Origin of the sequence: Chlorogloea sp. CCALA 695 (assembly GCF_003003885.1) — a bacterium.
Lineage (GTDB): Bacteria > Cyanobacteriota > Cyanobacteriia > Cyanobacteriales > Chroococcidiopsidaceae > Aliterella.
Genome location: NZ_PVWN01000001.1, coordinates 116,344 through 137,378, shown reverse-complemented (window position 1 = coordinate 137,378; position 21,035 = coordinate 116,344). Strand labels below are relative to the sequence as shown.

The 21,035-nt window shown below is 40.5% G+C and carries 16 protein-coding genes and 1 pseudogene; 6 read left to right on the top strand and 11 right to left on the bottom strand.

What is annotated here, in order from left to right; genetic code table 11:
- Positions 1-167: 167 nt before the first annotated feature.
- A complete protein-coding gene (locus tag C7B70_RS00615; protein ID WP_106367132.1) occupies positions 168-593 on the bottom strand; it encodes a hypothetical protein in 426 nt (141 codons plus the stop codon).
- Positions 594-799: 206 nt separating this feature from the next.
- Here C7B70_RS00615 and C7B70_RS26760 point away from each other — a divergent pair, with 206 nt between their 5' ends.
- The 3 genes and pseudogenes from C7B70_RS26760 (at position 800) to C7B70_RS26750 (ending at position 1,902) form a co-directional block, all read left to right on the top strand.
- Complete coding sequence (locus C7B70_RS26760) at positions 800-1,021, top strand: hypothetical protein (RefSeq protein WP_199191975.1); 222 nt, start codon at positions 800-802, stop codon at positions 1,019-1,021.
- Positions 1,022-1,036: 15 nt separating this feature from the next.
- Positions 1,037-1,675 (top strand): annotated as a pseudogene (locus C7B70_RS26755) (CsgG/HfaB family protein); the annotation flags it as partial.
- Positions 1,676-1,716: 41 nt separating this feature from the next.
- Entirely contained in the window at positions 1,717-1,902 is a 186-nt protein-coding gene (locus tag C7B70_RS26750) for a hypothetical protein (protein ID WP_199191974.1), read from the top strand.
- 19 nt (positions 1,903-1,921) lie between these two features.
- Here the strand turns inward: C7B70_RS26750 and C7B70_RS00605 are convergent, their stop codons facing one another.
- The 3 genes from C7B70_RS00605 to C7B70_RS00595 all read right to left on the bottom strand — a co-directional run bounded on the left by C7B70_RS00605 (position 1,922) and on the right by C7B70_RS00595 (position 3,825).
- The gene (locus C7B70_RS00605) at positions 1,922-2,449 is read right to left on the bottom strand and encodes a GNAT family N-acetyltransferase (protein WP_106367131.1); all 528 of its coding nucleotides are present in this window, start codon (positions 2,447-2,449) and stop codon (positions 1,922-1,924) included.
- A 308-nt stretch (positions 2,450-2,757) separates the two neighbouring features.
- Positions 2,758-3,105 carry a hypothetical protein gene (locus C7B70_RS00600; RefSeq protein WP_106367130.1) on the bottom strand — a complete coding sequence of 116 codons (348 nt, stop codon included), beginning with the start codon at positions 3,103-3,105 and terminating at the stop codon, positions 2,758-2,760.
- Positions 3,106-3,222: 117 nt separating this feature from the next.
- Positions 3,223-3,825: a PhnD/SsuA/transferrin family substrate-binding protein gene (locus C7B70_RS00595; RefSeq protein WP_158260464.1), complete on the bottom strand. Its 603-nt coding sequence runs from the start codon at positions 3,823-3,825 to the stop codon at positions 3,223-3,225.
- Between the two features lie 386 nt (positions 3,826-4,211).
- On the opposite strand from C7B70_RS00595, the gene C7B70_RS00590 reads away from it, so the two are divergent.
- Positions 4,212-5,294 (top strand): fatty acid desaturase, encoded by a 1,083-nt coding sequence (locus C7B70_RS00590; protein WP_106367128.1) that lies wholly within the window; start codon positions 4,212-4,214, stop codon positions 5,292-5,294.
- Positions 5,295-5,431: 137 nt separating this feature from the next.
- Here the strand turns inward: C7B70_RS00590 and C7B70_RS00585 are convergent, their stop codons facing one another.
- From C7B70_RS00585 to C7B70_RS00570, 4 genes are all read right to left on the bottom strand, one after another.
- Positions 5,432-5,851, bottom strand: a complete 420-nt coding sequence (locus C7B70_RS00585) for a DoxX family membrane protein (RefSeq protein WP_106367127.1) — start codon at positions 5,849-5,851, stop codon at positions 5,432-5,434.
- 7 nt (positions 5,852-5,858) lie between these two features.
- Positions 5,859-7,007, bottom strand: coding sequence for an AI-2E family transporter (locus C7B70_RS00580; protein WP_106367126.1), 1,149 nt, complete (start codon positions 7,005-7,007; stop codon positions 5,859-5,861).
- Positions 7,008-7,066: 59 nt separating this feature from the next.
- Positions 7,067-8,854: an aspartate--tRNA ligase gene (gene aspS, locus C7B70_RS00575; RefSeq protein WP_106367278.1), complete on the bottom strand. Its 1,788-nt coding sequence runs from the start codon at positions 8,852-8,854 to the stop codon at positions 7,067-7,069.
- 155 nt (positions 8,855-9,009) lie between these two features.
- Entirely contained in the window at positions 9,010-9,420 is a 411-nt protein-coding gene (locus tag C7B70_RS00570) for a hypothetical protein (protein ID WP_106367125.1), read from the bottom strand.
- Between the two features lie 317 nt (positions 9,421-9,737).
- Here C7B70_RS00570 and crcB point away from each other — a divergent pair, with 317 nt between their 5' ends.
- On the top strand, positions 9,738-10,139 hold the full coding sequence (crcB, locus tag C7B70_RS00565; RefSeq protein WP_199191973.1) for a fluoride efflux transporter CrcB: 402 nt from the start codon (positions 9,738-9,740) through the stop codon (positions 10,137-10,139).
- 87 nt (positions 10,140-10,226) lie between these two features.
- A complete protein-coding gene (gene mgtE, locus C7B70_RS00560) occupies positions 10,227-11,630 on the top strand; it encodes a magnesium transporter (protein ID WP_106367124.1) in 1,404 nt (467 codons plus the stop codon).
- A gap of 8 nt (positions 11,631-11,638) precedes the next feature.
- Here the strand turns inward: mgtE and C7B70_RS00555 are convergent, their stop codons facing one another.
- The 3 genes from C7B70_RS00555 to C7B70_RS00545 are packed head-to-tail and all read right to left on the bottom strand — an operon-like array spanning position 11,639 to position 21,025.
- Entirely contained in the window at positions 11,639-12,244 is a 606-nt protein-coding gene (locus C7B70_RS00555) for an exopolysaccharide biosynthesis protein (RefSeq protein ID WP_106367123.1), read from the bottom strand.
- A 57-nt stretch (positions 12,245-12,301) separates the two neighbouring features.
- The gene (locus C7B70_RS00550; RefSeq protein ID WP_106367122.1) at positions 12,302-13,531 is read right to left on the bottom strand and encodes a glycosyltransferase; all 1,230 of its coding nucleotides are present in this window, start codon (positions 13,529-13,531) and stop codon (positions 12,302-12,304) included.
- A gap of 15 nt (positions 13,532-13,546) precedes the next feature.
- Positions 13,547-21,025 carry a type I polyketide synthase gene (locus C7B70_RS00545; protein ID WP_106367121.1) on the bottom strand — a complete coding sequence of 2,493 codons (7,479 nt, stop codon included), beginning with the start codon at positions 21,023-21,025 and terminating at the stop codon, positions 13,547-13,549.
- Between the last annotated feature and the right edge of the window lie 10 nt (positions 21,026-21,035).

The window sequence follows — 21,035 nt, the reverse complement described above, 5'->3', positions numbered from 1 at the left end:
TAGGAGAAAAGTATAAATTGTTCTCCCAAGAATCTACTATAGAGCGATTGCACCCTCAATATCGTGGATGCGGCATTTACTTGGACTCAAAAACACTGACTTAGTTGTCTTAGGTGCGTGTCAAACTGCCCTGCAAATATCTTGACAACTATCAAGATATTTATAAATTACTTACTTATAAGAAGTCGATTTTTTTGAGATTCTAAACGTAGAATTTGCCCAGTGCGATTACTTCTGTATACCCACGTCCGCTTGTTTCCCGCCACCACTACGCGCCAACCTTCTACTAAAGCTTGAGTACACATTTCCCCAGCTTTAGAAAGCCCTAAGCAGCCATTTGACCAAGTTTGACGATCATATTGAGTAATTTTTAGTTGGTTTACAGGAATTTTTGTTTGTTGAGATATCTCTGTAATTACTGCTTTAGCTACTCGCTCGCTCAATTTTATATTTTCGCTCAACCTCTCGACTACCACAGGTTTTTGAACTTCTGCCATCGCTAAACTGAATAAATCAGTAGCTAAAAATATCGCTAATGTTAAAAACAATACTGATATAAGTTTTAGTGACTGTTTTTGTAAAAGGTTTTTCATATAAATTACTCTGATTTAACCGCTAGGCAGTCATTTACAGTTAGTCTAGCCCACCTACAATTAAACCCGCCGTTCGCACCGGGACTGCTCAAAATTAACTAACAATAGCGCGATCGCTAAGATAACTTAGACGGACTAAAGCGGTAAAAATATACTTAGGATTTACGTAAGATTTTCAATTGTTTTGTGGTACAAATGGTTTAAGAATGCGATCGCTTTTAGCGCTGCACGCTCAAATTTTTCCAAAAATCCGGGAAACCCATCAACACTTCTGTATTTATATACCAGCAGCAATCGCCATTACCAAAAAAGTGAAAATCAAAAATTGTGTGATCGGTTTAGGATTAAGTGTTTTAACAACTACAGGCTTGTTTTTACCTGTGCCTGCTATTTCCAAACCAATTGCGGCGAAAATTATTGTGGCTTAAGCGCCTGCAGAACGCAAGCGCGTTGCTGTTTTAGATTTTGATTTTGCAAGTACCAGCACTACTGGCTATTACTACGGTTGGTTAGGAATCGGGCCAGCTAAAGGTGTTAGTGACTTGCTAACTAATACTTTAGTTAAAGATGGCACTTACATTGTCTTGGAGCGCAGCAAAGTTGAACAGATACTAAAAGAACAAAATTTTGGTACATCGGGGCGAGTAGATGCCTCTACGGCTGCGCAAATTGGCAAAATTCTAGGAGCTGATGCCGTCATAATTGGGACGATTACACAATTTAATGTAGAAAAATCGAGATCCGGTGGTAGCATTGGTGGATTTTTAGGGATTGGTGGCAGCACAGAGAAAAATAAAGCGATCGTGCAAGTCAATTCCCGTTTAGTTAGTACGACTACTGGCGAAATTTTAGCCGTTGCTGAAGGCGAGGGTAAAGCTGATAAAAGCGGTGGTGGTATTAGCTTGCGTGGTTTGAGTGGTAACACTAGCACTGATAATACAGATACTTTGTTGAGTACGGCGGCGAAGTCGGCGATCGCCAAAATGTCTAACGAACTTGTAACCGCTAATGCCAAATTAGCTGCTTTACCGTCGGTTTTACCTACCGTCAGCGCTATAGTTGCTGATATTACGGCAACTTAATTACTATCAATAAAGGTTCGGAATCTGGCTTTAAAAGTGGGATGAATCTTTCAATTGAGCGAGTAGTCAAAGAAGTTAAAGATCCCCAAACTGGTAGAGTATTGCGCTCGATTACGTCTCCTATCGGCAGAGTAGAGTTAGTCGAAGTTAGTAACGGTTATGCGACGGGGAAAATAGTCGCAGGATCAGGGTTTAAGGTGCAGGATATAGCAAAACCTGTGCAGTAAAGATGAAAAGTAATCGCATCTATCTATCTGGTGCGATTACTTTTTCCGCAGACATTGCATAGACACGGACGGTTTTATTCCACATATAAGTATCCTTTTCATAAGACAAACCAACTTTCTTCGCTACTTGTTGCGATGCTATGTTGTCTGGATCGATAAGCGATATTAGACGGTTTGCTTCCAGTTTTTCAAAGCCATAATCCCGGCTAACACAGGCTGCTTCTGTTGCTAAACCCCTACCCCAGTAATCTTTTGCTAGTAGGTAGCCAATTTCAACTTCTTCTTGCCCATCTACTAGCTGAGGTATTAAGCCGCATCGTCCAATTAACTTATTTTCCATTTTATAAATTGTCGCCCACAAACCCCATCCTCTTTGCTCATAGCACTTGAAAACTCTTTCTTCTAACCACTGCTTTGTACTTTCGTAAGTATAAGTACCACCAAAGAATCTCATCACAACGGGATCTGTATAAATTGCCGCCAAGTCCTCTACATCATCTAGATTCAGATGCCGGAGAATTAAACGAGGTGTTTCAGCTACAATCATTTTTAGAGAAATCTAATAAAGGCTTATAAATTTGCATCGCAGCAAGATTTGCTTGCCGTTTTTGCTTGACCACTTAATCGTAGTTGTATTTGCTGTACTTGCAGGCGCTCGTCTTTTAGTTTAGAGCGGTCTTGCTATCGATAACTTTGTTGGTAGAGAATGAGACAAGATATTGAACTCTACTGCAAAGACTGCAAAGATCGTAAAGTTCCAGTATTTGTGATAGGTGAAAAAATTAGATACGGTTGCAATACTAAGAGTAACAGAGCTAATCAGCGTTAGTCTTATTAAGCCAGCCAGTTTTTGGTTCATAATGCTTGATTAGTAGTTGTAGCGATTGCAGTAGCTAAAACCTTTAGTTGACGTGCTTGCCTAATCTTCAATTCAAAACTTCCATCTGCAAGTCTCTGTGGCATGGTAGCTGTTTTGATTTGAACTTCTTTACCTTGGATACCTATTGGTTCAGAATTACTGATCGCTTCATTAAGTATCTGTGGCGATATAGTTAGGCGATAAATCTTACCGCTACTTTCTCTAAGATTTGGGACGCGATCGCTAGATTTATTACTCCAACCATTGATTTTGCCAGTTACAGTAATCAGCTTATAACTGTCAGCACAAAATAAATTGACAGGATTTTTGTCAAGTCTGAGCAAATTTGAATGCTTTGAGCTTTACCAATAATTCCTCTAAAAAACGTATAGTCTGGTTCTAAGCCTGAAGCGTAATTAGCTTTTTTTTGAATGTCTTTTGGAGCGTTATAAGCAATTTCTTCAGCGTTTGACGGTCTGATTCGGAGAGTTTAGAAGATAAATAAATTCCCGAACTAGGGATATCTCAACTTTGATGGATGAGATGCGAATATTTGCATCTGTAGCTTTAATCGTATCTCCCAAAGCTGCCGACCCGACATCGGCTTTGCCTGTTTTCACCAGTTTTAAAATTTCTGAACCCCGATGACCTATATATAGTGTTGCGCGCTTGCCATATAGGTCGTAGGACGGCATATAAAAGCTAGAGGCTGAATTAGTCGCACCTAAAGCGATTGTAGTTGTCGGTTTGATATCGTCAATGGATTTAATGGCGCTATCAGCTTTGACAAATAGTGCTGATTGATAGGTTTTGCTACTAGGAATTCGCGCTGCAAAAGTATAGCCATTGTCTTTAACTGTTACAGAAATCACTGGGGAGAGAGTAAAGGCAATATCCCGTTCTTTACTAGCAATGTGCCGTTCTGCTTCTTGGTAAGGAAGTGTTTTATCTCCATCAATAACAATTTTTATTTTATTACCTTGTAAAAACTGCCAAAAACTATCGGGTACGAGTTGTTCTTTTAAATGTTCTGCTAAATCTGCTTGATATTCTGGCGATCCCAAAGTGCCAATTGTGAGCGACCTTGCCTGTAATTTGTGCCGCTAGAATACCTAAAAACCTCTGTAAACTCAGTTTACAAATATCTAGAAAAATATTTAAAAATTAACTGTACAATCACATAGTGGGCAAAAATAATTATTTAAAATAGTTTCGGTTAGTTGTATAACACAAAAGCCATTTTTTGTCATCCTAAACTGGGCTTATACAAATATTTTTTTGTCTCAAATAAAGCTGTATCTTAAAAAAATCGATTTAAAGTTCTTTTTTCGTTTTTTAGAGGTTAAGTTTTTAACAAGTTGTATTTAGCTGTCTAAGTACAATCAAATCGTAAATCAAGTTAAAAATTAGCTTGATTTTTTTAAATAAGTCATCTACCTTCACAAAATGCATGAAAATTGACGATCGGATGATTACTCAAGCTGAATATGCAAAAACCTTGCGACCATTTCTTCCTGCTAAGGCTTTTGAAAGCGATCCGAGTAAAATCTTCGTTTTACTATTGAATATAGCCATACTAATTTGCGGTTGGGCGATCGCATTGCAGCTAAATAATTGGTCTGTATATCTGCTTTGGCTTTATTTACCAATAGCTGTAGTCATGGGAAATAGTGTAATTGTTTTACTCTTTACGTCTCATAACATCATGCACGGCAGCGTAATTAAAAATAATCGCTTAATCCACTTTCTAAGTTTGTTGGGATTAACAATGTTATGGATGCCACCTACAATGTGGAAAGCAGTACATAACCAAGAACATCATAGCAAAACAAACTCCTTAGCCGATCCTGATCGCAATTATTTATACGAACAACCTAAAACTTGGGGTAAGTGGATTCAAAACCTATTTGTACCTTCTTTTGCTGTTAATCCGCTATTTCTAACTGTAGGAATGGCTACGGCTTGGGGAGTCCATGCTTTTCGCAATTTGACTTCTACATTATTATTTAATCAAAAACCTGCTGACTACGTTCCCGCCGCTTTTTCGCGTAGTTCTAAGAAACGTGTAGCAATACTGGGTGAACTTTTAGTAATGTTATCGCTGCACTTTTGTATTATTGCGTTTCTGCAATTTTCGCCTTTAAAACTTGTACTTGGCTACTTTCTACCTATTGGTATTGGCTACGCGGGATTGATGTTTTATATTTATACAAATCATATGCTTTGTCGCATGACAACGATTAATGATCCATTGATAAATAGTATTTCTCTACGCGTTCCTAAGATATTTGATAAGTTACATTTAAACTTTTCTTATCATACCGAACATCATATTTTTCCTGGTATAAACTCAGATTATTATCCTCTAGTGCAAGAGTTAATTCAAACTCATTATCCTGGTCGGATGAATTTATTAGATGCTGGGGATGCTTGGAATTTATTGATGGAAACTCCCCGACATTATAAAGATGAAAATACTTTTACCGATTGGTCAGGAAGAAATACCGTCCCGTGTCCGCTTAATCAAAAATAGTGGATAGCAGGCTTATTAGAAATGTTGTAAAAGTCCTTTTGTTGTAGTTGGCGAGCTCCTTTAAAAAAGGGGGTATAATAAATATTTTTCCCCTTAAAAGGGGGAATCTCTGAGTATTTTATTGTGACTGATCGCAATTATTTTTCATCTAAGTTGATTAATGAAGCTTGATTACGAGCATCGGAGGATGGTTTTGTATACCAGTAAGCCCAAGCAATTAGTACCGCTTGGAGGGGTAAACGGATGTATTGAAATACGGGTGAATCGGGAACATTGTCGAGATGGATGCGATTAACTGCCATATTGATATTAGCTGGAAAAACGGCGACAAATAGCGCAATTAAACCCCAAGCGGCGGCACGGCTAACATTTGGGACTAATAGCCCAATTCCGCCCAATATTTCAAAAACTCCACTGATATAGACTAATGCCAGAGGATCAGGAAGTTGAGGCGGGACAATTTTTACAAAAGGATCGGGGATGGCAAAGTGAAGAATACCAACGATGATAATTGACATCGCCAGGATAACCCGCAAAATTTCCTTGTACTTGTTCATAGTTTAATCAGGGTAAATTTAACTGCGACTTGTCAGAACGAGAACGTCCATCGCCATCATAATTTTCTGTAGTTATATCAATTGTATCTTTGGCAAAAGGGTTGTGAAAAAACGATCCTGTCTGCGGCGGTAGGCGCGGATCGACAACAATTTCTGCCAAACTTTTAGCAACACCCGTTAGAGGAATTGCTAAAATTACACCTAATATGCCGCCAATTTGAGCGCCTAATAAAATGGAAATAAAAATAATTACTGGCGATAAACCTGTAAGATTTCCCATAATGCGGGGCGCAACTAAATTATCTTTTACCTGTTGAATGGCGATCGCAGTTCCCAATAATTGCAAAGCCAGCCACCAGTCAATAAAAGCCACAACCACTGTAACGATCGCAATTCCTAAAGTTGCACCAATAAAGGGGACAACTTCTAGTAAGCCAATAACTACGGCAAACAAAAGGAAAAATGGCACTTTTAGCAACCAAAACGCCAAAGTTAGGGTAGTTGCCATGAATAAGCCTAAGAGCAATTGACCAGAGACAAACCTTTGTAAGTTGCGCCGCAATGCTTCAGTTAAGCCACTACGAATTTTGGGGGAAAATACCCCCGTAATAGTTAGCCATAGCTTTTCGCCATCAATCAGCATATAGAAAGCGATTACTAAGATTAAAATTAAGTCTAAAACCCAGTTAAAAGTGCCAATAACCAAGCCAAAACCTGTAGAGGCGATCGCTTCTGCTTGAGTTTGTACTCGATCTAATAGCTGTGATGCCAGTATTCGCACGTCAAAAGGTAAATTATGTTCGATGCTCCAATCTTGAAAGGCGGTAAGTTGGTCTTGTCCTCCCTCTAGTAAAGAAGGTAAGTTAGTTACAAGTTGCCTAGCTTGGTTAAATACCGGAGGTACGACAGTTAAGCCAATAACTACAATTGTTACTCCTGCAAGTAAGTAGACGAGTAAAGCGGCAAAACCACGAGGCAAAAAGCGACTTAACGCCGCTACAGCGTAATTGAGTAGAAAAGCAATTAATCCAGCCGTAATTAAAATACTCAGCAACTCGCCTACGTATTTCAAAGCGCTAAGTGTCGCCCATCCTGTCGCTAGGATTAGCAGCCAAGTAAATAAAGACTGTTGCAGAGGTGTAAAAGTTCGATTCATAGGAGGGGACACGTAAATAATTTTGAATTAGGCAGTTTTTTGAAATCAACTCAAAATTATTAAGCTTTGGGATCGTACGTAGAAGCAACGTACAATTCTTTTAACTGCTTGTCATCTACACCTGAAGGCGCAGCCGTCAATAAGCAACTAGCTTGCTGAGTTTTGGGAAAAGCAATTACATCACGAATGGACTCCTCACCAGCTAATAACATTACTAACCGATCTAAGCCGTAAGCAATACCTCCGTGAGGTGGAGTCCCGTATTCAAAGGCTTCTAGCAAAAAGCCAAATTTACTGTCAGCTTCTGCTTTTGTTAACCCAATGGCTGCAAATACTTGTTCTTGAATTTCTTTTTTATAAATCCGCAAACTACCGCCGCCAATTTCAAAGCCGTTGAATATCAAATCGTAAGCTTGCGCTCTAGCGGTTTTAAGATCGTGCAAATCGTCAGGATGGGGCGCAGTAAAGGGGTGATGTAGGGCTTCTAAACGCTGCTCGCTCCCATTCCATTCAAACATCGGGAAATCTGTCACCCACAGCAAGTTAATTTTGTCAGCATCAATTAAATTCAACTCCAGAGCGATCGCACTTCTCAAGCGATCGAGGGTTTTGTTAACAATTTCGACCTTATCTGCCGCAAATAGCATCAAATCTCCAGCTTTCGCCCCTGTACGGCTAAGTAATTCTTGTTTTTGCTCTGGGCTTAAATTGTCTTTAATTGCCCCAATGGTATCAATATCGCCATCATCGCGTACCCGAATGTAAGCTAAACCTTTCGCCCCCGCAACACTAGCTTCTTTAAATAAATCTCCACCGGGCTTAATGCGAACGTTAGAAATTGCATTGTTTCCCCCTGGAATTGGCAACACTTTTACTACACCGCCACTTGCAACCGCGCCGGAAAATACTTTAAATCCCGATGTACTAAATAAGTCTGAAACGTTTACAAGTTCCAAACCGTAACGAGTATCAGGTTTATCACTCCCGTAGCGTTCCATTGCTTCGGTATAAGTCAGCCGGGGAAAAGGACGAGGTAAATCGGTACCTTTAACAGTTTTGAAGATATGACAAACTAAGTCTTCATTCAAATTAATAATATCTTCTTGAGCCATGAAGCTCATTTCCATATCTAATTGCGTAAATTCTGGCTGTCTGTCAGCGCGCAAGTCTTCATCGCGGAAACAACGGGCAATTTGATAATAACGATCCATCCCCGATACCATCAATAATTGCTTAAATAGTTGCGGCGATTGAGGTAAAGCAAACCATTCTCCAGGATTGACGCGACTGGGGACTAAATAATCTCTAGCGCCTTCGGGGGTTGAACGAGTCAAAATTGGCGTTTCAACTTCAATAAAATTTTGTTCGTCTTCGAGGTAGCGGCGAATAGCTTTAACGACTTGGTGGCGCAATTTCATGTTTCCCGCCATGCGATCGCGTCTCAAATCTAAATAACGATACTTCAGCCGCAAATCTTCCTTTACTGACTCGGTTTCAGAAGTAGCTACTTGAAACGGTAATTGTTTGCGAACGGCGTTAAGTATTTCTATACTTTCGGCATAGATTTCGATTTCTCCAGTAGCTAGGCGCGGGTTTAAGGATTCTTCGGGGCGCTTAGTGACGATTCCGGTAATTTGGACTACATACTCATTGCGGAGGGCGTTGGCTCCGTCGTAGGAAGTGGGAGTACGCACAGGATCGCTAACTATTTGTACTACTCCTGTGCGATCGCGCAGATCCAAAAATATCACGCCTCCATGATCGCGGCGACGATCTACCCATCCGTATAGGTTGACGGTTTCTCCAATAGCTTTTTTATCAACTTCGCCGCAATAGTGAGTTCGCATAAGTATATTTTTGCTGAAAATGGGATCTATAGAAATTGCAAATTCCCCCATTATCTAGCATTCGTTGCCATCTTGCTGCAAAAAGAGAGTGGGTAATTGGGAATTGGGAAGACTTTTGCAAAAAAGAGTGTAGAGAAGTCTACACTCTCTACTGCTTACGAACGAGGGCGAGGTGCTGTCAAGACTTCCCAAGCGGCTTTGGCTGCATCTGCTAGGCGATCGCCTATTTCTGATACTTCTTTGGCTACAGAATTAAAGTTTTTCTCTGCTTCTCTTTGTACAATTTCAAAGGAATGCTCAATGCGATCGCGTTCGATAAGTTTATTTTCTTCAATGGTTGTCCGTGCTTTCTTTACAGCATTCAGATAAGCTTCACGGGTTATAGTTCCCGCCGATTGCGCTTCTGATTGGGCGCGTTTTTTAATCGCGTCAATCAAAGCCTTTGTTTCACTTTTTATAGCTTCGGTTTCTCCAGCCATTTCGCTTTCTACTAGGGCGTTTGTTTGAGGAGTGATGGCACTACCTTGAGGGATAATTTCAATCCGGATATCGTTTGATTCAGTCATTACTTTTGCTCCTTGATTGCAGTAATTTTTATTTGTCTATAAATTCAAAAACTGTTGTTTCTATTAACAACTACTCGTTTTGAGGTTCTGCCCTTAAGTGACTTGTTGTATTTTTGATATTGCTAGGTAATCTAATCGTTGTATTATTGCTTAAAATTTCTCTTTATTGCATCTACCTAAAATCAGATTTGCAGGGTAGGACTTATTTAGCTACTTAGTTTTTCGTAGTTTCTATTACATTTCAAAACTCAGAATGTATATAATCTAACTTTAGAAACCAAAACAATATAGATTTTAATTATTTACGAGCTTAGATTTTGATATTTAACGATGCTGCAATTCGCAATCCTGTAGCTGTTAGTTTAGGCGCGGTTGCTGGGGTTTTGAGTCGCTACTACCTTAACTTATGGTTTGTAGAGCGTTTTGGGGTTGCTTTTCCCTACGGTACGTTTTTTATTAATATGACTGGTTGTTTCTTGATGGGCTTATTTTTTAGTTTGGCAACAGAAACAGTAATAACAATTACTCCCGAAGTAAGATTACTAATAGCTACGGGGTTTTTGGGTTCTTATACAACGTTTTCTACTTATGGATTAGATACAGTAAGTCTAATTAAAGCCGTGCAGATTGTACCAGCATTAATTTATGGGGTTGCTAGTGCTTTAGGAGGAATTGCCAGCGTCAAGTTGGGGATGGAATTAGTAAGGTGGTTAAAATAAATGAGCGATCGCATTTAACCTATCTATACCGCTATCCCCTAGACTAAAAGCAGCAACATCGAGCGAATGGCGGAAGGATGGTAGGCTTTGACTGAAAATAACAATTTACCCTCTAATACCCTGCAAGATGTTTCGCGGCGAGAATTACGAGATTTAGTACGGAGTCAATTGCAGGCGTTATTAGAACAAAACGACTTGCAAGGCGCTAAGGCTATTTTAGTACCCGTACAACCCGCCGACATTGCCGAAGCTATTGAAGGCTTACCCGAAGCGATGCAAGCGATCGCTTTTCGTTTACTTTCTAAGGGTGAAGCAATTGAAGTCTACGAATATTTAGATTCCAGCATCCAACAGGCATTAATTGAAGAATTTAAGCGCCAAGATGTGTTGGATATTGTCGATCAAATGTCTCCAGACGATCGCGTGCGGCTATTTGACGAATTGCCAGCAAAAATTGTTAATCGGCTTCTAGAACAACTCAGCCCTACCGAAAGGCAAGCCACCGCCCAGCTTCTAGGCTATGAGGCTGGTACGGCGGGGCGGATTATGACACCGGAATTAATTTCTTTTAAAGAGGGCTTTACAATTTCTCAAGCGTTAGAGCGTATTCGTGATTTAGCAAATGTCACCGAAACAATTTACTACTTATACGTTACCGACAATGCGCGGCGCTTGACAGGTACATTGTCATTGCGAGACTTGGTAACTTCTCAGCCTCAGCAAACAATTGGGGAAATTATGACGCGAGAGGCGGTATTTATTTACACAGATACTGATCAAGAAGAAGTTGCTAAAGTTATTCAGCGTTACGACTTTCTGGCTGTACCTGTAGTAGACAGGGAGCAGCGCCTTGTAGGGATTGTCACGGTAGATGATGTTATCGACATCATTCAAGAAGAAACTACCGAAGATATTTATGCTTTGGGTGGTGGGGTACAGTCGGGGGGCGATAACTACTTTCAGACAGATTTACTTACCGTTGCGCGCAAGCGGGTAGTGTGGCTATTAGTTTTGCTGCTGACAAATACTGTCACTGGGACAATTATTAAGTCTCAAGAAAGTCTTTTACAACAAGTAGTCTCTCTAGCGGCGTTTATTCCCCTCTTAACGGGTACAGGGGGAAATGTGGGGGCGCAGTCGTCAACGGTAGTAATTCGGGGGATGAATACTGATGAAATTCGGGCGATGGGACAGTATCAGGTAATTCTTCGTGAAGGAATTGCGGGATTAATGCTCGGTACGATGTTGGGGAGTATAGCTACAGTTTGGGCATACTTTTTGCAAGGTAACTGGGCGGTGGCGATTTCTGTAGGTGTGAGTTTAGTTGTAATTTCTGTTTTAGCTTCGGTTTCTGGCTCAGCTTTGCCCTTTTTGTTTCGTTTTCTGCGTCTAGATCCAGCTTTGATGTCTGCGCCGTTTATCACTACGGCGGTGGATGTTGCGGGAGTTTTGATTTACTTCAATTTGGCGCGGTTGATTTTGGGGTTGTAAGCTCTACGTTACTTGAAGAAAGCTGGTAACAAGCTTGGTGCTTGCCAAAGTGCGTAACCAATAAATCCAAAAAATAAGGAAATTAACACTGTAAGTCCATAGCTAATACACATCAATAAGCCATCCGCTTCTAAGGTTGCAACAGCTAATAATAAAATTCCTACCGTCGGGATAGGATTTGTAAACGGAATTGGCGAAATTAGTAAAACAGATAACCAAGCAATGCAAAGTCCATTTAACCGCCAAGCTTGAGGACTTTGGGCTAATTTTGACCAGCGCGGGCGAGTGATTTTTTCTAAAACTTTCGTTACTCTTTTCAGTAGTTGGAGTAGTTTGAGGACAAACCAATGGGGAAACTTAAACTTAGCGATTCTTTTAGGTAGCCAGGGCGAAGTCTTTCCTAATGCCATTTGTCCGGCTAAAATTATACAAGCTGTACCTAATGGACCTGTCAGTCCGGGCGGTGCAGGCAACAAAAACGGTAAAACTAATAAACATATAACTAAGCTAAACCCCCGCTCGGAAGTTTCCGCCAAAATATCGCCAAGAGTTAAGGGTTGCTGGGATAGTTTTTCTAGAAGCGATTTAATATCTTGGGAAAATCTTAGTTGCATTGGTAGAATAATTTACAGCAAAGAATCCGCTATTACTTAGCTTAACGGATACAAAAGTTAATTGCTTTTAGCTTTGATTTGCTGCTCCCATATTTTTAGTAAGTTTTTGGTTGCTTGCTCCCAACTATACCCAGCAACCGATGCTTTTGCTTTTATTCCCATTGTTTGACGCAATTTAGGGTTATCGATTAAAGTTTTGAGCTTGGTTGTAAAATCTACTGTATCTTGCGGTGTAAATAGCAAGCCATTTTCCCCATCTTCAATACTATCAACTAAGCCGCCAGCACGAGGCGCTAATACTGGGATTCCCGCCGCCATAGCTTCTAAAATAGTCAAACCTTTAGTTTCTTTTTCGGAGGTAGTGACATGAATATCGCTGTTAATTAGTAGTGCGGGTACGTCGTCGGGGGAAACTCTACCTAGTAAGTGGGTGTGGGGGGTTAATTTAGCTAATTCTTGGGAAATGCGATCGCGCATTGAGCCATCACCAGCAATAATTAAAGCTACATCCTCAAGATTTACCTTTTGGGCTTTTGTAAACGCATCTATAGTAAATTTCCAGCCTTTATCGGGAGTTAAGCGCCCTAAAAAGATTAACTTAACTTTACTATCGATATTTGGAATTTGATACTTACTTTCAAAAAAATCTGTTTGTCTAAGTGTTGGTGAAAACTTTTCTATATCTATCCCTAATAATTCTTCAGTTAATATATTATTTACGCCTAGTTTTTTAAGTTTAGTTTGAGTAACTTGGCTCGAAACTAGCGTCAAATCGTAATTGTTGTAAATCCACGCTAAGGGAAGCTTTAAAATATACTTAACAATTGTATCTATAGCCGTAGGTGTATTAAAATAATCTTTGCCGTATTCTAATAAGTTAGTATGAAAAAAACTAACGCAAGGAATATCAGCCCGTTTAGCATAATCTATTCCAGGAATCTTTAAAAAGCCTGTAAATAACCTTTCTGGCTCGTCTACATGAATAATATCCGGCTGAAAATTTTGTAATTCTTGTAAAACTACCTGATAAGACTTTCGAGAAACATTACGCTCAAAATCTAAACCTACAAATGACTCACTATCAAGATTAACTACTTTTACTTCAGGCAAAATGTTTCCTGTATAAGCTTTCCAATTGGGGTAAATATTAGCTATTTGGCTATAGTCAGGGCAAAACAATAAAACTTTGTGTCCGCACTGGCTTAATTCACGAACTCTATTAATTTGCGTGACAGTTACGCCGTCAATGACAGGCAAAAAACCAGAACTAATAATAGCTATTTTCATCAACTAACCTATTAACTAAATTTTAGAAATCTCATCACTAAGCACATCTAAGGTAAACTTTATTTGTTTTTTGGTATGAGTGCAACTTATAAAAAAGCGCAAACGAGCAGCATTGTAAGCAACTGAGGGGTAAATCATCGGTAAAACATTAATACCGCGCTTGAATAATAGCTGAGATAGCTGGACAGCGCGATCGCTTTCTCCAACAATAATTGGTATGATCGGCGAATTATTACTATCCCCTGTATCAAATCCTCGCTCTTTGGCTAATTGCAAGAAAAGTTGAGCTTTTTTATGCAACTTAGTAACCCTTTTTGGCTCAGTTTTAAGTAGTTGCAAAGCCGCTAACGCCGCCGCCGTATTGGGTGGAGACATACCGACGCTAAACACAAAGCCGGGTGCGGTGTACTTGAGATATTCTATTAATTCTTTGCTACTTGCAATGTAACCGCCGCAACTAGCAAAAGCTTTGCTCAATGTACCCATCCATAAATCTACATCTGTACTAGTTATTTGGAAGTATTCGCCAATACCGCGCCCAGAATTGCCTAATACGCCGATAGAGTGCGCCTCATCGACCAAAATAAAAGCTTTATGGCGTTTTTTAACCTCTATTAATTGCGGTAAAGGAGCAATATCGCCATCGGTACTATAAATACCTTCAACCACAATCAAAACTTTTTCGTATTGGTGGCGGCGATTTAGTAAGATGCGATCTAAAGTTTGCCAATCATTATGAGGAAATTCTATTGCTGTAGCATTCGATAACGCGCAACCTTGACGAATACTGTTATGACTGAGCGCATCGTAGAGAATTAAATCATTTTTCTGAAATAGGTGGCTGATAGTAGTTACGTTAGTCATGTGTCCGCCAATGTACACAATACAATCTTCCATGCCCAAAAAGTCAGCAATTTCTCGCTCTAACTCTTTGTGTAGCGGGATTTCTCCCGAAACAAGCCGACTTGCGGAAACTGATGTACCATAACGTTTAACGGCTTTCTTGACAGCTTGGAAAACTTGGGTTTCTCCCGATAGTCCTAGATAGTTGTAGCTGGCATAATTAATTAATTCTTCCCCTTCAATCTGGATAATATCTCTCGCTATACCTGTATGGGCTTTGAAAAAAGGATTGCCAATTTTTTGCCCAGCATCAATGTCATGGCGGATGCTTAAGTATTCTGGAGAAAGGGAAAATTGGTAGAATTGCGGCGGAATTTCTAATTCTGCATTAAGTGGGATTTGGTTAATTTGTTCGTTAGGCTGCGTTTTAGGAATGATTGCAACTTCTGTATTGAGTGGGGTTTGGTTAAGTTCGATAGGTTCAATTGTGAGTTTTTCCGGCGTTGCATCCAGCGCTAATACTTCCACAAGCAGATGCTCAACTAGCGCTTGGAGGTTGGGATAGTCAAAAACCAATGATTGAGCGATAGATTTGCCTAGAGTAGCTTGTAGACGATTTTTTAGTTCTACGGCCATCAGCGAATCCATACCTAAATCAGCAAAATTTTCACTTGCTTCGATAGATTCTGGCGAACTAAAACCTAAAACTTTGGCAATTTGGGAGCGGACAAAATCGAATAAAATAGTTTGGCGAATTTCTACACTCGCTATTTCTAACTTTTGGACAAACTCCGATGATGAGCTACTTTTTGCCTTTGGGGGGATTACATTCTCTAAAAATGGCGACGAATAAGGAAACTTAGCCCAATCGACGGGAAAAACGCCGACTTGAATAGCTTTTTGGGCTAATAACTCTTTTAATAGCTGCAAACCTTGCTCTGGAGCAATAGTACCCATTCCTTGGGCGGTAATTTTTTGGCGATCGCGTTCCTTTAATTGAGCTACCATACCTACATTGCCCCAAGCCCCCCAATTAACGCTCAAACCAGGCAATCCCAATTGATGACGATAATGAACTAAAGCATCCATATAAGCGTTAGCTGCCGCATAATTGCCTTGTCCAGGAGAACCTAAGAGCGAGGTGATAGAGGAAAAACAGACAAAAAAGTCTAAAGGTAAATTTTGAGTAGCTAAATGCAGATTCCAAGCCCCGGCAACTTTGGGCTTCATAACATCACTAAAACGCTGCCAAGAAAGCTTTTGCAGTAAGCCATCGTCTAGCACTCCCGCCCCATGAATTACGCCGCGCACTGGGGGAAAATCGCCGCTTAAAACTCTATTAACATCTTCTAGCTTAGATACATCAGCTTGAACTAAATAAATTTTAGCTCCTGCTAGTTGGCTAATATTTCGCTCTATATTGCGCCCTATTAAGACTAAATGTTTAGCACCTTGCGCAATTAACCATTTAGCCGTTTGTAGCCCCAAGTCGCCCAAACCGCCTGTAATTATGTAGCTGCAATCGTCTCTAATTATGAGTTTATTATCTACTTCGGGCAAAGATATTACTACTTTGCCGATATGTTTGGCTTGCGCCATATAACGAAAAGCGATCGCAGCGTCAGCAATCGGGAACACTTTATGTGGTAAAGGTTGTAAACTGCCTTGCTGGAATTTTGGCATTAATTCCGCTAATAGCTGGGCAATTAAGCCAGGATTTTGCGTTGATAGGTCTAATAAATCGAAAGCATAATAGCTAATATCGGCTCTAGTTTGTTTTACTTGGCTTTCATCCCAAATTCCCAGCTTGCCAATTTCGATAAATCTACCGCCGGGGGCTAAAACTTCTAAGCTTTTCGGGATAAATTCGCCATTTAAGCTGTTAAAAACAATATCCATTCCGGCGACTTCTTGGGCAAAGTCTAAAGTGCGGGAATTCATGACATTGTTTACGCCGATAGACTTCAAAAAGTCCCATTTTGCAAAGCTTGCAGTCGCAAAAACTTCCGCTCCGGCTTTTTGGGCTATTTGTACGGCAGCGAGTCCTACCCCTCCTGCCGCAGCATGGATTAAAATGCGATCGCCTGGTTTAATTTTGGCTAGATAATGTAATCCATAACTAGCTGTCAAAAATGTAGTTGCAACTGTTGCCGCTTCCGTAAAACTTAATTCCTTGGGCTTGACGATGACAAACTGAGCATTAACTGTAACAAAGCTGCTCAAACTCCCTAATGCTTGCGCTGCAATTACTTCATCTCCAATTTTTAGCTTTTCTACCCCCTCTCCCACTGCGACAACTTTCCCCGCACATTCGCCACCTAAGAGAGCATCTGTCGCTTTTGCATAGCCCGTTTTTTCTAAATACTCTTGCAACATTCCTAAAGCATTGAGAATATCTCTAAAATTCAATCCCGCCGCGCAGACTCTAATTTCTACTTCTCCGGGTTTTGGTGCTTGGCGCTGATATGGAAGTAATTTTAAGTTATCTAGCATTCCGTAGCTAGATATTTTAAGTTGGGTTGCAGTTGCTTCAGGAGAATTGCGCCGAATCAATCTAGCTACATAACGAATCCCTTGACGATAAGCAATTTGGTTTTCTGCGTCTGCTTGGGAGTTTAATTCTGTAAATAAGTTGGGGGTTGTTAAGAAATCTAAGTCTAAATTTACGCAACGCAAATCGGGATGTTCTAATCTAATTACTCTCCCTAATCCCCACAAAGTTGAATGTTGTATTTGTAAAGGTGTTTGATTATCTACGGCTTGGGTTGCTGTAGTGACAAGCCACAATTGCGGAGATTTTGCAACTCCAGTTAGGGCTTGTACTAAATGTAATACACTGCCGCAACCCATTTGTTGAGTATCTTCTGCACTCCATAAATGCACAACTTTATCTAAAGGCTGTTTAATTTCCGCTATTAGCTGCTGAAAGTCTTGGGGATTGGCGGGGTTTATATGGTAGCTTTCGCCTACTTTTTGGTAAGCTTGACTAGGAAAAACTAATATAATGCGAAGCCCGTTACCGAGCGCGCTTGCGCTATCGCTCTCTCTCAACTTCTCTGCTAAACTTGCCCCTATTCCTTGATTATCGGCAAATATTAACCAATTCTCAGCTTTTCTAGAATGCAAGGATTTAGGTTTAGCTTGCCAATCAACTTCATACAACCAACTTGATAAGTCAGCTTTTATAGGTTTAGGGCGATTTGCATAACGCAAAGTCAACCCTTGTATCTGGGCTACTAAAGCTTTATTTTCATCAAATAGTTGTAAATCTGCCTTAATTTGTTGCCCCACTGATTTTAGCTGTACGTGACTCCACAAGCAGTTATTAGGGCGACGATATACAGAAATGCGATCGCATCCTACAGGTAAATAGGTATCATTATCAAGCAGTATTGCCCCCAAAACTTGCAAACTTCCATCTAGCAAAACTGGGTGAAATTGGTAGTTTTCCGCAGCTAAAGGCAATTCAACTTTACCCAAAGCTTCTTCTTTCCCTACCCAAAGTTCTGTAATGGCTTGAAAACTTGTACCATATTCCAATCCTTGCTCTTTAACTTGCTGATAATAGTCTGTAACAGAAATAGAGCGCAGCCCGTTACCGGGCGCGCTTGCGCTATCGGGCGCGCTTGCGCTATCGCATTCTGCTTGTAACATTGCGTCAATAGTCTTAGTCTCTACAGCTATTTTTCCCCCAGCGTGTAGCAACCAAGAATCATTATCAAGGCTGAATACTTGCCAACGATAGCTTTTACCTTCAGGAGTAAGAATTAGCTGTACTTTTGTAGGAGTTTCCGTCAGAATTAGCGGTTTTTCGATAGAAAAGTTTTCAATTGCTAGTTTTTCTGACTTTATCGTGTCAAATCCCGCCGCCAAAGCCATCTCTAAGTAAGCTGTAGCTGGAAAAATTGGTTGATTATTAAAGCTATGATCTTTTAAGTAAGCTGGCGTATCTTGGCTAATAACTGATTCAAAAAGAATTTCTTTATCGGTATTCGATAGTTTTTGCCCTAGTAAAGGATGATTTGTAACCTTTGACTGGCTTTTTAATTTAGCGCCTTCCCACCAATAACGCTGACGTTGAAATGGATAGGTAGGTAAAGAAGTAATATTCCCGCAATTTTGCTCAAAATTAACCCAATTTACCTTTATTCCCCTAACATAAAGCTGGGCTAAACTCTGTAAAAGTTGTTCAATTTCTACTTGTGGGCGTAAACTTGGCAACCAGAGATTTTCTTCTTGGGGTAAACAGTTGCGCCCCATCCCTAATAAAATAGGTTTAGCACCAATTTCTAAAAATACGCGATATCCTTGCTCGTACAAACAAGCCATACTCTCAGAAAATCTTACAGTTTGGCTAATATGCTGACACCAATATTCAGGATTAGCTATTTCATCAGTGATATTTTTGCCCGTGACATTAGAAAATAAATCAATTTGCGGCGAGTGATAAGTTACTTCTCCAGCGATTTGTGCAAATTCCGCCAACATTGGCTGCATCAAAGGCGAGTGAAAAGCATGAGAGACGTTTAATTTTGTGGTTTTAATCTCTCCTAAAGTCGCAATAACTTTGTCTATAGCTTCACTTTTTCCAGAGATTGTAATACTTTGGCTGCCATTTATAGCTGCGATCGCAATTTGATCAGGGTAAGATGCGATCGCATACCTAACTCTATCTTCTGTTGCCATGACTGCAAACATTGCTCCATCAGTAGGCAATCCTTGCATTAAACGCCCTCGATGAGCAATTAATTTTAAGCCGTCTTCTAAACTAAATACTCCCGCAATGCAAGCAGCTACATACTCTCCTACACTATGCCCCATCACTACCGACGGCATAATTCCCCAAGACATCCATAGCTTTGCTAACGAGTATTCCAGCGCAAACAAAGCGCTCTGAGTGTAAGCAGTTTTGTCTAAAGCTTCCGAATTAAGGATTTCTTCTAACGATATATCTAAGTAGTTGCCTAATATTGTCTTGCAACGTTCGATATTAGCGCGAAATAAAGGCTCAGTTTCGTACAGTTGTTTTCCCATATTTGCATACTGAGAACCTTGTCCTGTAAATAAAAATGCTACTTTTGGCGGTGTTTTATCTGTAACTTGATGGCTAACAACTCCGGCGATGTCATGGTTGCTTAGATACGCCGTTAATAAGTCGCCCATACTCTTAGAATCTGCGACAATTGCTAGTCTATGGTTAAAATGCGATCGCTTACTATTTGCACTAAAGCAAACATCGCTAACATTTACTAAAGGATCTTTTAGCAACTCTTGATAACTTTGCGCCAATTCCCTTAAAGCTTTGTCACTTTTGGCGGATATTGTCAATAGCTGTAACGGGCGCTGTAACTCCTTACTTGCAAATATTTCTGGCGCTGCTTCAACGACTATATGAGCATTAGTACCGCCAAACCCAAAAGAATTAATCCCAGCTAAAGCCAATTTCCCGTTATCCCAAGGTGCTAAATTTGTTTGCACGCGCAGCAAGTATTTATCAAAATCTATTTCCGGGTTGGGAGTAGAAAAGTGCAAACTAGGCGGAATTTGCTTGTGTTTCATCGCCAAAGCTACTTTAATTAGCGAAGCAATTCCGGCGGCGGTTTCTGAGTGTCCAATATTAGTTTTTACAGATCCTATCGCGCAATAATTATCAATAGTCCGATTTTCTGCCAATACCTCGCCTAAAGCTTTCGCTTCGACATAATCCCCTAATTTTGTCCCTGTACCATGCGCTTCTACGTACTGAATTTGATTCGCAAAGCAACCCGCCTTTTTATAAGCTTCTCGTAAAACTGCCGCTTGCGCCTGGGGATTTGGTGCAGCCATGCCATTGCTAAAACCATCTTGATTAACGGCTGTACCTCTAATTACCGCATAAATGCGATCGCCGTCTGCCTGAGCTTGCGCTAAGGGCTTTAAAACAACAATTCCCGCGCCTTCTCCCCGCACGTAACCATTAGCTTTAGCATCAAAGCTTTTACATCTGCCATCATCAGCCAGAAATCCGCCTTTACTAAAACCCACCATTAAAGTCGGTAATAATAACAAATTCACGCCGCCAGCTAATGCCAAGCTAGACTCACCTTGCCACAAGCTTTGACACGCCAAATGTACCGCAACTAAAGAAGATGAGCAAGCCGTATCAATGGCGATACTGGGCCCTTTCAAATCAAAAACGTAGGAAATCCGATTTGCAGCAATACAATTTCCCGTACCTGTAGTTGCATAAGGTTCGCTAACGGGATCTTGCCACAGTAAAATAGAATAATCGTGCGTGCCAATGCCAATAAAAACGCCTGTTTTCGTCCCAGCTAAATGTTCTGGAAGCTGCCCCGCATCTGCCAAAGCTTCCCACGCTACCTCTAATAATAAACGCTGCTGGGGGTCTATAGTTACAGCTTCTCGCGGCGAAATTCCAAAAAATTGGGGGTCAAAGCGGTCTATATTATCTAGAAACCCACCATAGCGAGTATTTGTTTTGCCTAGTTTAGTTGGATCGCGATCATAAAACTCCTCTACATTCCACCGAGACGCGGGTACTTCGCTAATCGAGTCGACACCATCGCGCAAAAGTTGCCAGAATGCTTGAGGATTATTAGCACCGGGAAATCTACAACCAATTCCGGCGATCGCTATAGGTTCTAGTTTCATACATTAAAAA